The organism is Streptomyces sp. NBC_00154 (assembly GCF_026342835.1).
In the GTDB taxonomy this organism is placed as follows: domain Bacteria; phylum Actinomycetota; class Actinomycetes; order Streptomycetales; family Streptomycetaceae; genus Streptomyces.
The window spans coordinates 3,574,333-3,586,711 of the sequence record NZ_JAPEMI010000001.1 but is presented as its reverse complement, the minus strand read 5'-3'; the positions used below and the strand labels follow the sequence as shown (position 1 = coordinate 3,586,711).

Sequence of the window (12,379 nt, the reverse complement as noted above, 5' to 3'; positions counted from 1 at the left end):
AAACATCGATCGATGACTTTTCGACCTCTGGGCGATACCGGTGCCAGGCACCAGCATCGTTCCCATGGAGATTGCAGAGAACGCAGCGCTGGTCGTGGTGGACGTGCAGGAGGGCTTTGAGGAGGAGGGGTACTGGGGGCCGCGGAACAATCCCGAGGCGGATCGGAACATCGCCGAACTGATCGATGCCTGGCAGGAGAGCGGGCGCCCCGTCGTATTCGTGCGGCATGACTCGACGAAGCCGGATTCGCCGCTGCGACCCGGGTACTCGGGGAACGCGTTCAAGGGATACGTGGAGGAACGGCGGGGGAAGGGCAGTGGGCCCGAGCTGTTCCTGACGAAGACGGTCAATTCAGCCTTCTACGGGACGCCCGATCTGGGGGCGTGGCTGAACGAGGCCGGAGTACGGCAGATCGTGGTGGCCGGGATCCAGACCAATATGTGCGCGGAGACGACGGCGCGAATGGGCGGGAATCTCGGGTACGAGGTGTTCTTCGCGTTCGATGCGACGTACACGTTCGACGCGATCGGACCCTGGGGGTGGGAACTGAGCGCGGACCAGCTGGCGCGGGCCACCGCTGTGACGCTGCACAGCGGTGGGTTCGCGAAGGTCGTGGCCAGTGCGGAGCTGGTGGCGGCCGCGGGGAAGTGAGGGTCAGCCGTTGCCCGAGGCCAGCTCGCGGCTGCGGTCGCGGGCTGCTTCGAGGGCGGCGATCAGCGCGGCCCGTACGCCGTGGTTCTCCAGCTCGCGGATGGCGCTGATGGTGGTGCCTGCCGGGCTGGTGACGGCTTCGCGCAGCTTGACCGGGTGTTCGCCGCTGTCGCGGAGCATCACCGCGGCGCCGATGGCGGCCTGCACGATCAGGTCGTGGGCCTGGGCGCGGGGCAGGCCGAGCAGGATGCCCGCGTCGGTCATCGCCTCGACAAGGAAGTAGAAGTACGCGGGTCCCGAGCCGGAGAGCGCGGTCGCCGCGTCCTGCTGGGACTCGGGGACGCGAAGGGTCTTGCCCACGCCGCCGAAGATCGCCTCGGTGGCGGCGAGATGGTCGGTGGTGGCGTGACTGCCCGCGGAGATGACGGACATGCCCTCGTCCACAAGGACGGGGGTGTTCGGCATGACACGTACGACCGGAGTCCTCGCAGCGAGGCGGTCCTCGATGAAGCCGGTCGTGATGCCGGCGGCGGCGCTGATGACCAGGCGGTCGGCGGTGATGTGAGGGGTGAGCTCCTCGAGGAGCCGGCCCATGTCCTGGGGCTTGACCGCGAGGATGAGGATGTCGGCGCGCTTGGCGGCCTCGGCGTTGGTGACGGATTCGACGCCGTAGCGGGTACGGAGTTCCTCGGCACGCTCGGAGCGACGGGCGGTGACCAGCAGGTCGGCGGGGCGCCAGCCCGCCCGGATCATGCCGCTGAGCAGGGCCTCGCCGATCTTGCCGGTGCCGAGGACTGCGACTGTCTGGGTCATGCGGTTCACCCTCCGGACGGTGCGGTGGTACGCGGTTCTGGTGGTACGTCGTCACCGCCATCCTCGCACCGGGACATCAGGCGGTGCGGCGGCGGAGGGTGGCTGCGCCGAGGGTGAGGACGAGGAGGGCGCAGCCCGCCACGATCAGGACGTCACGGACGAAGTTGCCGGTGACGTCGGTGTGGTGGAGGACTTCGTTCATGCCGTCGACCGCGTAGGACATGGGCAGGACGTTCGAGATGGCTTCGAGGACGGGCGCCATCCGGTCTCGTGCGATGAACAGGCCGCAGAGCAGGAGCTGCGGGAAGATCACGGCCGGCATGAACTGGACGGCCTGGAACTCGGATGCGGCGAAGGCGGAGACGAACAGGCCGAGTGCCGTGCCGAGCAGGGCGTCGAGCAGGGCGACGAGGAGCAGCAGCCAGGGCGAGCCGACCACGTCGAGGCCGAGCACCCAGACCGAGAGCGCGGTGGCCAGGAGGGACTGGAGGATCGCGACGGCGCCGAACGCGAGGGCGTAACCGGCGATCAGATCACCCTTGCCCAGCGGCATGGCGAGGAGGCGTTCCAGGGTCCCCGAGGTGCGTTCGCGGAGGGTGGCGATCGACGTCACCAGGAACATCGTGATCAGCGGGAAGATACCGAGCAGCGAGGCGCCGATCGCGTCGAACGTGCGCGGGCTGCCGTCGAAGACGTACCGCAGCAGCGTGATCATCACGACCGGGATGAGGAGCAGCAGCGCGACGGTGCGCGGGTCGTGGGTCAGCTGGCGCAGGACGCGGGCGGCGGTGGCGAGGGTGCGGGCGGGGCTGAGTGCCTGGGGTCCGCGCTGCGCGTGGGGGTGGGGGCCGGCGGTTGCCTGCGGAGTGGCGGGGGCTTGCTGCGGCGTGTTCGTCGAGCTCATCGGGCGTTCTCCTGACGGGTGGCGGCCTCGTCGACCAGGTGGAGGAAGGCTTCTTCGACGGTGGCGGTACGGGCGTCGGTGCGCAGCGCCTCGGGGGTGCCGTCGGCGAGGATCTCGCCCTCGCGCATGAGGAGCAGGCGGTGGCAGCGCTCGGCCTCGTCCATGACGTGGGACGAGACGAGGAGCGTGGTGCCGTGGTCGGCGGCGAGGCTGTGGAAGAGGTTCCACAGATCGCGGCGCAGTACCGGGTCGAGCCCGACCGTGGGTTCGTCGAGGATCAGGAGTTCGGGGGTGCCGAGCAGGGCGGCAGCGAGGGAGACGCGGGTGAGCTGGCCGCCGGAGAGAGTGCCGGCGAGAGCGTCCGCGTGGCTGGTCAGGTCCACATCGGCGATGGCCCGGGCGACGGTGGCCCGGCGGGCGTCCCGGTGGCTGCGGCCCGGCTGGAGGATGGCCGCGAAGTAGTCGAGGTTCTGCCGGACGCTGAGGTCGGTGTAGACCGACGGTGCCTGGGTGACGTACCCGATGCGCGGGCGGAGGGTGGGGTGGCCCGCAGGAGTGCCGAGGACGTCGAGTGTGCCGGTGACCTTGGCCTGGGTGCCGACGACAGCTCGCATCAGGGTGGTTTTGCCGCAGCCCGAGGGGCCGAGGAGGCCGGTGATCCTGCCTGGTTCGACGGTGAAGTCGAGGCCGCGCAGGACGGTTCGATCGCCTCGTACGACAGTGAGGCCGCGGGCCTCGATGGCGACGCCCGAAGAATTCATCATGCGATGAATTTTGATCCCGTGGCGCCCCCGCGTCAAGGGACCCGGCGATACGGACGCAGGGCCGTCGGGGACGGGTGGAGCCTCCGCTTCGGCATGACGGTCAGCGCGTCGCCACGCTGAGGTCGACCACGTAGCTCTCCTCGACCGTGCCGTCAGGGAAGAGCTCCGCGAGGCGGACGCGCTCCTCGGTGAGGAACCGGTGGGTGGGTTCCTCACCGAGGACGAGGAATGCGGAGTGGCTGCCGAGGTTGGCGAGGTGGGTGTCCAGCGGCACCCGGCGGGTCCAGGGCACCGTGCGGTGTACGAAGCGGAGCCCGGCCGGCAGGTCGCGGGAGTGGACGGGCGAACCGTGGGCGCTGTCGTCGGCGCCGAAGAAGCGGCGGAGGCGGGCGTCCTGCTCGGCGATCCAGGGGACGGAGTGGTCGGAGACGTTCCACCAGAGCGCAAGGGCGCCGCCCGGGCGCAGCACGCGGAGGGCCTCGGGCGCGGCGAGGGCCTGGTCGGTCCAGTGCCAGGACTGGGCATACGTGATCAGATCGGCCGAGGCGGTGGCGAAGGGGAGGCGGTTGCCGTCACCGCGCACGATCGGGATCTGCGGGTGCGCCCGGTGGAGTTCCGCCGCCATGCCGGGGCCCGGCTCGACGGCGGTGACGTGGGCGCCCCGGTCGTGGAGGAGGCGGGTGGAGATTCCCGTGCCGGCCCCGACGTCGAGCGTGCGGGCACCGCGCAGGGGGCGACCGGTGAGCTCTTCGACCGAGGTGAAGAGAGCGGGCGGGTAGCCGGGCCGGGCCGCGGCGTACTGGGCGGCGGCGCGGTCGAAGGAGAGGGCGCGGGGACGGGGGGTGGGCGGGTCCGTGTGGGGCATGGGGCCATCGTCGCCCGGGTGGAACTACTTGCGCCGGGGTTTCCTGGCCTTGGACGTCTTGCGGCCCGCCGGGTTTCCGGTCCTCGTCGTGCGGCGCTTGGCGTACCGGGCGACGGCCGTCTCGTACTCCGCGCGCCGCAGCTTCTCGCCCGGCGCCTCCAGGAACGAGCGGACGAAGTACGCAAGCAGCGAGCCGATGAAGCCGATCGTCTTGAGACCGCGCAGGTTGTCCTCACGGGCCTGGTCGGCGGGGCGGTGGCTGAATCCTTCCCAGGTCTTGCGGAAGGCGACGGCGCTGCAGACGGCGAACATCAGGACGACCAGGATGCCGACGAGGCTGCCGACATCGGCGATCTCCAGGCCCTGGTAGGCGAAGCGGAGCACGAAGCAGGAGGCGACGGCCGCGGCGAGGGAGCCGAAAGCGACACCGACGCGGCGGAGCCCGTACTGACCGTCGTGCTCGACCCAGGACGTACCGAAGAAGCGGATGGGCTCGGGCTGCGGGCCCGGGGCGGTGGATCCGGGCTCCGGGCCGCTGGGTGCTTCGCTGTTCTCGCTCACGAGGTCGATTATCCCCGGGCGGCGACGGTGGCTGCGGCGGCACTGTCCCCGTGCGGGGCGGACGGGGGCGAGGCCGGCCTGAACCGCAGCGGGTGCGCGTCGGCCCCCGGCGACCACTGGGTCGCCGGGGGCCGAAAGAGGTCGGGGTGTGTGCGTCAGCCGAGCTTGGAGACGTCGCGCACCGCGCCGCGGTCCGCGCTCGTCGCCATCGCCGCGTACGCCCGCAGCGCCGCCGAGACCTTGCGCTCGCGGCTCTTCGGCGCGTACACGCCGTTCAGCGCCTCACGCCGGGCGGTCAGCTCGGCCTCGGGGACGAGGAGGTCGATCGACCGGTTCGGGATGTCGATCCTGATCCGGTCGCCGTCCGCGACGAGCGCGATCGTGCCGCCCGATGCTGCCTCCGGCGAGGCGTGGCCGATCGACAGACCCGACGTACCGCCGGAGAAGCGGCCGTCGGTCACCAGGGCACAGCTCTTGCCGAGGCCACGGCCCTTGAGGAAGGAGGTGGGGTAGAGCATCTCCTGCATGCCGGGGCCGCCGCGCGGACCCTCGTAACGGATGACGACCACGTCGCCCTCCTTGATCTCCTTGCGGAGGATCTTGTCGACTGCCTCTTCCTGCGACTCGCAGACGACCGCCGGGCCCTCGAAGGTCCAGATCGACTCGTCGACGCCCGCCGTCTTCACGACGCAGCCGTCCTCGGCGAGATTCCCCTTGAGGACCGCGAGGCCGCCGTCCTTGGAGTACGCGTGCTCCATGTCGCGGATGCAGCCGCCCGCCGCGTCCAGGTCGAGGGTCTCCCAGCGCTCGGACTGCGAGAAAGCGGTCGCGGAACGGACGCAGCCGGGGGCCGCGTGCCACAGTTCGACGGCCTCGGGGGACGGAGAGCCGCCACGGACGTCCCAGTTCTTCAGCCACTCGGCGAGGGTGGCGGAGTGCACCGAGTGCACGTCCTCGTTGAGCAGGCCGCCGCGGTGGAGCTCACCGAGGATGGCGGGGATGCCGCCTGCCCGGTGGACGTCCTCCATGTAGTACGTGCCGCCGGGGGCCACGTTCGGCGCGACCTTCGACAGGCAGGGGACACGGCGGGAGACCTCGTTGATGTCGTCGAGGTCGTAGGCCAGCTCGGCCTCCTGAGCGGCGGCGAGCAGGTGCAGGATCGTGTTGGTGGAGCCGCCCATGGCGATGTCCAGCGCCATGGCGTTGTCGAAGGCGGCGCGGGTGCCGATGGAGCGCGGCAGGACCGTCGCGTCGTCCTGCTCGTAGTAGCGCTTGGTGATCTCGACGACCGTACGGCCGGCCTCCTCGTACAGCGCCTTGCGGGCGGTGTGCGTGGCCAGGACGGATCCGTTGCCGGGGAGGGAGAGGCCGAGGACCTCGGTCAGGCAGTTCATCGAGTTGGCGGTGAACATGCCGGAACAGCTGCCGCAGGTGGGACAGGCGTTCTCCTCGATACGGAGGATGTCCTCGTCCGAGACGTTCTCGTTCACCGCGTCGCTGATCGCGTTGATCAGGTCGAGCTTGCGGACCGTACCGTCGACCAGGGTGGCCCGGCCGGCCTCCATCGGGCCACCGGAGACGAAGACCGTCGGGATGTTCAGACGCATCGCGGCCATCAGCATGCCGGGCGTGATCTTGTCGCAGTTGGAGATGCAGATCAGCGCGTCCGCGCAGTGCGCCTCGACCATGTACTCGACGGAGTCGGCGATCAGGTCGCGGGAGGGGAGCGAGTAGAGCATCCCCGCGTGGCCCATCGCGATGCCGTCGTCGACGGCGATGGTGTTGAACTCGCGCGGCACCGCGCCCGCGGCCTTGATGGCATCGGAGACGATCCTGCCCACCGGTGCGAGATGGGTGTGGCCGGGGACGAACTCGGTGAAGGAGTTGGCGACCGCAATGATCGGCTTGCCGATGTCCTCGCTCGCTACGCCCGAGGCCCGCATAAGGGCGCGGGCGCCCGCCATGTTGCGGCCGTGGGTGACAGTGCGGGACCTCAGCTGGGGCATCGTCGCTCGCTCCTTCGACAGATATGACTCCCTCCGAGGGTACGCCTCGCTCCAAGATCTGGACATTCTGTCCGGAATGCGGGACGGCGTGCTCGCTGTGCGAGCGGGGCGCCCTGCTCCCGTGCCTGAGTGCCGGACGGGCTGGGCGATGATGCCCGGAAGATCGGTCAGGCCTGCGTCAGATAGCGCTGCAGCGTCGGCGCGACCATCGCGACGATCTTCTCCGGCTCCGCCGAGGCCAGCGGCTCCGCCTTGATCACGTACCGCAGCATCGCGATCCCGATCATGTGCGAGGCGGCCAGCTCCGCGCGGAACGTCGCGTCCGGTACGTCCAGTGATTCCGCGATCCGTTCCAGCAGTCGTCGCAGCACAAAGCCGCGCAGCACCTTGGCCGCCGCCTCGTGTGTCAGCGCCGACCGCATGATCGCCAGCAAGGGCGCTCTGGACGCCGGGTTCTCCCACACGCCGATGAAATAGCGGGCCAGCCGTTCCCCCAGGCCGTTCGTGCCGCCGCTCAGGATGGCCGGGATCACCAGCGCGGGTTCGAAGGAGACCTCGATCGCCGCTGCGAAGACCTCGTCCTTCGTACCGAAGTAGTGGTGCACGAGCGCGGCGTCGACCCCGGCCTTCTTGGCGATTCCCCTGATCGACGTCTTGTCGTAGCCGCGCTCGGCGAACTCGGTACGGGCCGCCTCCAGGATGCGTTCGCGGGCGCCGGGGCCGGTGGTCCCGGCCGTACGGGCGGGGCGGCCGCGGCGTTTGGGGCGTTCGGCGGGGTCGTGAGGGCCACTGCCCCCGTCGGTGGTCATGGGCGCGGCACCCGCGCCGTCGCGGACGCCAGGTGGAGCCGGGTGAAGGCCAGCGCCTCCGCCAGGTCGGCCTCACGTTCGGCGGCGGACATGGCACGGCGGGTATTGACCTCGATGACCACATGGCCGTCGAAGCCGGTACGGGCCAGCCGTTCCAGCAGTTCGGCACAGGGCTGGTCGCCGCGGCCGGGCACCAGGTGCTCGTCCTTGTTGGAGCCCTTGCCGTCGGCCAGGTGGACGTGGGCGAGCCGGTCACCCATCCGCTCGACCATGGCCATGCCGTCGGTGCGGGCGGTCGCGGTGTGCGAGAGGTCGACGGTGAAGTGACGGTAGTCGTCGTTGGTGACGTCCCAGTCGGGGGCGTACGCAAGCATCTCGCGATCCCGGTACCGCCACGGGTACATGTTCTCGACGGCGAACCGCACGTCCGTCTCGTCCGCCATGCGCCAGATACCGGTGACGAAATCGCGGGCGTACTGCCGCTGCCAGCGGAACGGCGGATGGACGACGACCGTCGACGCTCCGAGCTTCTCCGCGGCCGCCCGGGCCCGCTGGAGCTTCACCCATGGATCGGTGGACCAGACCCGCTGCGTGATCAGCAGACAGGGCGCGTGAACGGCGAGGATCGGCACCTGGTGATAGTCCGAGAGCCGTCGCAGCGCCTCGATGTCCTGGCTGACGGGGTCGGTCCAGACCATGATCTCGACACCGTCGTAGCCCAGACGCGCGGCGATCTCGAAGGCCGTCGCCGTCGACTCCGGATAGACGGAAGCCGTCGACAGGGCGACCTTCGCATCCGGGATGCGCACCACTGGTTCTGCCACGGAGACAGGGTACGGGGCGGCTGTGCGCGCCACCGAGGGGCCGAGGCGGAAAGTGAGCAGGGCCATGGTCGGCTCCACGTGCTTCCGATCGGCCCTCGGCCGGGCTTCGGTCGGTTACGGGCGGCTTTCGGTCGGCGCCGGACGGTTTCGGTCGGCGCCGGCCTGTTTCCGGTTGGCTGCGGATGGCTTCCGCGGCTCCGGACCGCTTCCGGCTGGGCTTCCGGACGGCTTCCTGACGGCTCCTCCGCGTCGTCCGGTCTGCGGGGAGGGGGCTGGGGGTGAGGGGTGGGTGGCGTGGGTCAGTTCAGGGCGGCGGACGCCGTCGGGAGGTGGTCCAGGCGGCGCAGGATCACTCCCTCGCGCAGCGCCCACGGGCAGATCTCCAACTCCTCCACCCCGAAGAGGTCCATCGTCCCCTCGGCGACCAGCGCCCCGGCCAGCAGCTGCGCGGCCCGCCCCTCGGAGACCCCGGGCAGACGCCCGCGCTGGTCGGCGGTCATCGCCGCCAGCTTCGGCACCCACTCCTCCAGCGCCTTGCGGGTCAGGGTGCGCTGTACGTACAGGCCATCCGCGGAGCGTGCGGCGCCCGCGATCCTGGCGAGCTGCTTGAACGTCTTGGAGGTCGCCACGACATGGTCAGGACGGCCGAAGCGGCTGAATTCGCCGACCGTACGGGCGATCTGGGCCCGCACATGGCGGCGCAGCGCCTTCACCTCCGCCGGGTCCGGCGGATCGCCCGGCAGCCAGCCGGAGGTGAGGCGTCCGGCCCCGAGCGGCAGCGACACCGCGGTGTCGGGCTCCTCGTCGATGCCGAAACCGATCTCCAGCGAGCCGCCACCGATGTCCAGGACCAGCAGCCTCCCGGCCGACCAGCCGAACCAGCGGCGGGCGGCGAGGAAGGTGAGCCGTGCCTCCTCCTCGCCGGTGAGGACTGCGAGGTCGACACCGGTCTCTTCCCGTACCCGGGCCAGCACCTGGTCGGCGTTGCTCGCTTCGCGTACCGCGGACGTGGCGAACGGCAGCACGTCCTCGCAGCCCTTGTCCTCGGCGGCCTGCAGCGCATCGGTGATCGTCATGACAAGCCGGTCCACGCCGGCGGGTCCGATCGCCCCGTCCGCGTCCAGCAGTTCGGCGAGGCGCAGCTCCGCCTTGTGCGAATGCGCGGGCAGCGGGCGGGCGCCGGGGTGCGCGTCCACCACCAGCAGATGAACCGTGTTCGACCCCACGTCGAGGACTCCGAGTCTCATACCCGGCACGCTACTGCTCCCGCGGACTTACTCTTGGCCCGTGCCAAAGACGAAAAAGGCGAAGCCGGGCAAAGTCACCAAGAAGCAGAAAACGAAGCAGGAGATGCAGCAGCCGGAAGTGAACGGGCCGGACCGGTCCGAAGACGAGAAGGGGATCGACTTCGCACGTGCCTGGGTCGAGTTCCCCGACCCCGCGGACGACGAACAGATCTTCCGCTGCGACCTGACCTGGCTCACCTCCAGGTGGACCTGCATCTTCGGCAGTGGCTGTCAGGGCATTCAGGCGGGCCGTGCGGACGACGGGTGCTGCACGCTGGGCGCGCACTTCTCGGACGAGGACGACGAGAAGCGGGTGGCGGACCATGTCTCCCGGCTGACCCCGGAGCTGTGGCAGTTCCATGACGTCGGTACGGAGACGGGCTGGGTCGAGGTCGACGACGACGGGGAGCGCCAGACGCGCCGCTGGAAGGGGTCCTGCATCTTCCAGAACCGGCCCGGGTTCGCGGCGGGAGCCGGCTGTTCGCTGCACATCCTGGCGCTCCGGGAGGGCAAGGAGCCCCTGGAGACCAAGCCGGACGTGTGCTGGCAGCTGCCGATCCGGCGTACGTACGACTGGATCGACCGGCCCGACGACACGCGCGTGCTCCAGGTCTCGATCGGTGAGTACGACCGGCGGGGCTGGGGTCCGGGCGGTCACGATCTGCACTGGTGGTGCACGTCGGCGACGTCGGCGCACGGTGCCGGGGAGCCGGTCTATGTGTCGTACCGGCCCGAGCTCACCGAGCTCATGGGCAAGGAGGCGTACGAGCGGCTGGTCGAGCTGTGCGAGGAGCGGCTGTCCTCGCTGCTGCCCATGGCCCCGCATCCTGCGGATCCTCCGGTGCAGCCATCCGGGCCTGCGGGCTCCTGACGCGGCCGGGGCGACGGGCTGAAGCCGTCCTTCAGCCCGTCGACGCCGGGTCGCTCGGGCTTGTCCCCGGATCGGAGGGGTCGGGGGACGGGTCGGAGGGGGTGGACGGATTCGACGGGTCCGGGGACGGTGCCGGGTCCGTCGGTGACGGTGTGGGGTGTGTCGGGTGGGTCGGACCCGTCGGCTCGGGCGAGGCCGATGGTGGGACGGACGGATGGCTCGGGTGGGACGGCGCGGTCGGGCCGCCGGACGGTGCCGGCGTCGCTCTGTGCCCGCGGACCAGCACTGTCGAGCTCGACGGGGCGAGGTGGATGCTCGCACTCCAGGCCCCGGCCGGTTCCCGCGCATGGTCCACGTAGGCGCGGATCGTGACGCTCTGCCCCGCTGCGAGGGTTCCTGAGTGCCTGCTGAGACGGAGCCAGGGCGCATCCGTCCGTGCCGACCAGGCCACGGGTGCACCGCCTGAGGCGGTCAGTGTGATCAGCGTGGTGCCGCCGGACGAGCGGGCCGTGACGGCGAACCGGCCGGGGCCGTGTTGCCCCGTCCCGGAGCTGATGACTTCGGCGGAGACATCCGGCGTACCACTGCCGTCCTTGAAACGGGAGCCGGGATCGGGGCTGGCATTGCCGGCGTTCTGGTAGCGGTCGTACGGGTCGCCGTCGAACTCGCTCCGGCCGTCCGTCTCGGTCGCGGTGACCGAGGAGCCGTCGTGCCCCTCGCCGGTCAGCGGCGCGCCCCGGTAGGCGGACCACAGTGCGATCACGGGGGCGGCGACGACCGTCGCCACCAACGTCGTCGTCACGACTCTCGCCCGCAGCCGGTCCCGCCGCGCGGCGTGGTCCTTCGGGTCCATCGGGAAGCCCGTCCGGTCGAAGCGCGGAGTGGCGGACCGATTCCTCTGGGCATGCACCATCGCCACGTACGCGGAGGGCCGCGGGGCCTCGACGACCGGAAGTACGGCACCCGGGCTGACCGACGCGCCCGGCCAGGGGCCTTCGGCGCCCGCCCGCTCGGCGGCGTGACGACAGCGGGGGCAGTCGTCGACGTGGCGGACGAGTTCGCTGCGCAGGGCGGCGGAGAACAGGACGCGACGGTCGCCGAAGAGCCGGGCGACGGTGGGACAGTTGCCGGTCTCGATGACGGCGAGGGCTGCCCGGGTGCGTTCCACTTCGCAGGCGGCGGCGGCCAGGAGCTCACGGGCGGTCGCGGGGTCGAGGCCGAGGACGGAGGCGACGGCGCGCGGGGTGAGGCGGTGGCGTACGGCCAGTTCGAGCGCCTCGCGCTGTTCGGGCGTGGTGCCGGCGGCCTCGGGCCAGGCGAGCTGCGCGAGTTCGCGGCGGTGCGCTTCAGCTGCCGCGGCGGTCTCGGAGGCGTCCGTAGCGTCAGTGGCGAGGGCGGTGGCGTCGGGGGGCAGACAGGTTTGTGAGCGCGCCCCCCGGGCGGCCGCGGTCGTACCGCCCGGGGGCCCGGCCACATGGTGGCGGTGCGCCTGCCGGCCCCGATTCTGCTTGTGGTTCTTCTGCTCCGTGAGCTTGCGCAGGCACGTCCACCTGGCCAGCGCGTACAACCAGGTTTTACGTTCCTCCTCCCCCCTGGGGCACCGCCCGTCCTGCCGTTCCGCAATGGCGAGTACGGCGCCCAGCGCCTCGATGGCTCCGTCGTGATCGCAGAGCACGGAGAGGCAGTAGGTGAACAGGCCGTCGAGATACGCGTCGCAACGGGCAGGCGTTCGCTTCGGCGACGCCTGGGGCGCACGGCGCTGCGCCCGGTGTGCGCCGGTGGTGTGCCTGGGTGTCTCCAGCCTGCTGCTCGTCACCTTGCGACCGTAAGCAAGGCAGAGCGTGGCCTTGGCCCACCTTTCGCACATTTAACCCTTACGGGTGAACGTATCCCTTGAAAGGGGACAGGAATCGTCAATTCCGTCGGACTTCGTGACCGGTCGCCCCTCTCCCCGCACTCCCCCGCGCTTCGCCCACACACACCACAGACACCACCACGAGCTCCCGCGTACCCGCGCCGGGCGG

The 12,379-nt window shown here is 70.7% G+C and carries 12 protein-coding genes; 2 read left to right on the top strand and 10 right to left on the bottom strand.

Annotated features, from left to right (window positions below):
• The first annotated feature begins 64 nt into the window (after positions 1-64).
• Positions 65-652 (top strand): cysteine hydrolase family protein, encoded by a 588-nt coding sequence (locus OHA03_RS16165; RefSeq protein ID WP_267004548.1) that lies wholly within the window; start codon positions 65-67, stop codon positions 650-652.
• A 3-nt stretch (positions 653-655) separates the two neighbouring features.
• On the opposite strand, the gene proC is transcribed toward OHA03_RS16165, so the two are convergent.
• The 9 genes from proC to OHA03_RS16120 form a co-directional block, all read right to left on the bottom strand.
• On the bottom strand, positions 656-1,465 hold the full coding sequence (gene proC / locus OHA03_RS16160; protein WP_267004547.1) for a pyrroline-5-carboxylate reductase: 810 nt from the start codon (positions 1,463-1,465) through the stop codon (positions 656-658).
• A 76-nt stretch (positions 1,466-1,541) separates the two neighbouring features.
• Positions 1,542-2,369: an ABC transporter permease gene (locus tag OHA03_RS16155; RefSeq protein ID WP_267004546.1), complete on the bottom strand. Its 828-nt coding sequence runs from the start codon at positions 2,367-2,369 to the stop codon at positions 1,542-1,544.
• Entirely contained in the window at positions 2,366-3,133 is a 768-nt protein-coding gene (locus OHA03_RS16150) for an ABC transporter ATP-binding protein (RefSeq protein ID WP_030972406.1), read from the bottom strand. Before OHA03_RS16150 ends, OHA03_RS16155 begins: the two co-directional genes overlap by 4 nt.
• Positions 3,134-3,233: 100 nt before the next feature.
• Positions 3,234-3,998 carry a class I SAM-dependent methyltransferase gene (locus tag OHA03_RS16145; protein WP_267004545.1) on the bottom strand — a complete coding sequence of 255 codons (765 nt, stop codon included), beginning with the start codon at positions 3,996-3,998 and terminating at the stop codon, positions 3,234-3,236.
• A 24-nt stretch (positions 3,999-4,022) separates the two neighbouring features.
• Complete coding sequence (locus OHA03_RS16140) at positions 4,023-4,559, bottom strand: hypothetical protein (RefSeq protein WP_267004544.1); 537 nt, start codon at positions 4,557-4,559, stop codon at positions 4,023-4,025.
• Positions 4,560-4,714: 155 nt separating this feature from the next.
• Positions 4,715-6,565, bottom strand: coding sequence for a dihydroxy-acid dehydratase (gene ilvD, locus OHA03_RS16135; RefSeq protein ID WP_267004543.1), 1,851 nt, complete (start codon positions 6,563-6,565; stop codon positions 4,715-4,717).
• 167 nt (positions 6,566-6,732) lie between these two features.
• Positions 6,733-7,374 carry a TetR family transcriptional regulator gene (locus tag OHA03_RS16130; RefSeq protein ID WP_267004542.1) on the bottom strand — a complete coding sequence of 214 codons (642 nt, stop codon included), beginning with the start codon at positions 7,372-7,374 and terminating at the stop codon, positions 6,733-6,735.
• Entirely contained in the window at positions 7,371-8,198 is an 828-nt protein-coding gene (locus tag OHA03_RS16125) for a sugar phosphate isomerase/epimerase (protein ID WP_267004541.1), read from the bottom strand. Before OHA03_RS16125 ends, OHA03_RS16130 begins: the two co-directional genes overlap by 4 nt.
• A 299-nt stretch (positions 8,199-8,497) precedes the next feature.
• Positions 8,498-9,445: a Ppx/GppA phosphatase family protein gene (locus OHA03_RS16120; RefSeq protein ID WP_267004540.1), complete on the bottom strand. Its 948-nt coding sequence runs from the start codon at positions 9,443-9,445 to the stop codon at positions 8,498-8,500.
• A 40-nt stretch (positions 9,446-9,485) separates the two neighbouring features.
• Between OHA03_RS16120 and OHA03_RS16115 the strand changes: the two genes are divergently transcribed.
• Entirely contained in the window at positions 9,486-10,355 is an 870-nt protein-coding gene (locus OHA03_RS16115; RefSeq protein ID WP_267004539.1) for a hypothetical protein, read from the top strand.
• Between the two features lie 31 nt (positions 10,356-10,386).
• On the opposite strand, the gene OHA03_RS16110 is transcribed toward OHA03_RS16115, so the two are convergent.
• On the bottom strand, positions 10,387-12,171 hold the full coding sequence (locus OHA03_RS16110; protein ID WP_267004538.1) for a hypothetical protein: 1,785 nt from the start codon (positions 12,169-12,171) through the stop codon (positions 10,387-10,389).
• Between the last annotated feature and the right edge of the window lie 208 nt (positions 12,172-12,379).

Bases quoted from the DNA above. Each gene is read 5' to 3' on its own strand.
- OHA03_RS16130 (WP_267004542.1), bottom strand. From the start codon at position 7,374: ATGACCACCGACGGGGGCAGTGGCCCTCACGACCCCGCCGAACGCCCC.
- proC (WP_267004547.1), bottom strand. From the start codon at position 1,465: ATGACCCAGACAGTCGCAGTCCTCGGCACCGGCAAGATCGGCGAGGCC.
- OHA03_RS16120 (WP_267004540.1), bottom strand. From the start codon at position 9,445: ATGAGACTCGGAGTCCTCGACGTGGGGTCGAACACGGTTCATCTGCTG.
- OHA03_RS16150 (WP_030972406.1), bottom strand. From the start codon at position 3,133: ATGATGAATTCTTCGGGCGTCGCCATCGAGGCCCGCGGCCTCACTGTC.
- OHA03_RS16155 (WP_267004546.1), bottom strand. From the start codon at position 2,369: ATGAGCTCGACGAACACGCCGCAGCAAGCCCCCGCCACTCCGCAGGCA.
- OHA03_RS16165 (WP_267004548.1), top strand. From the start codon at position 65: ATGGAGATTGCAGAGAACGCAGCGCTGGTCGTGGTGGACGTGCAGGAG.
- OHA03_RS16145 (WP_267004545.1), bottom strand. From the start codon at position 3,998: ATGCCCCACACGGACCCGCCCACCCCCCGTCCCCGCGCCCTCTCCTTC.
- ilvD (WP_267004543.1), bottom strand. From the start codon at position 6,565: ATGCCCCAGCTGAGGTCCCGCACTGTCACCCACGGCCGCAACATGGCG.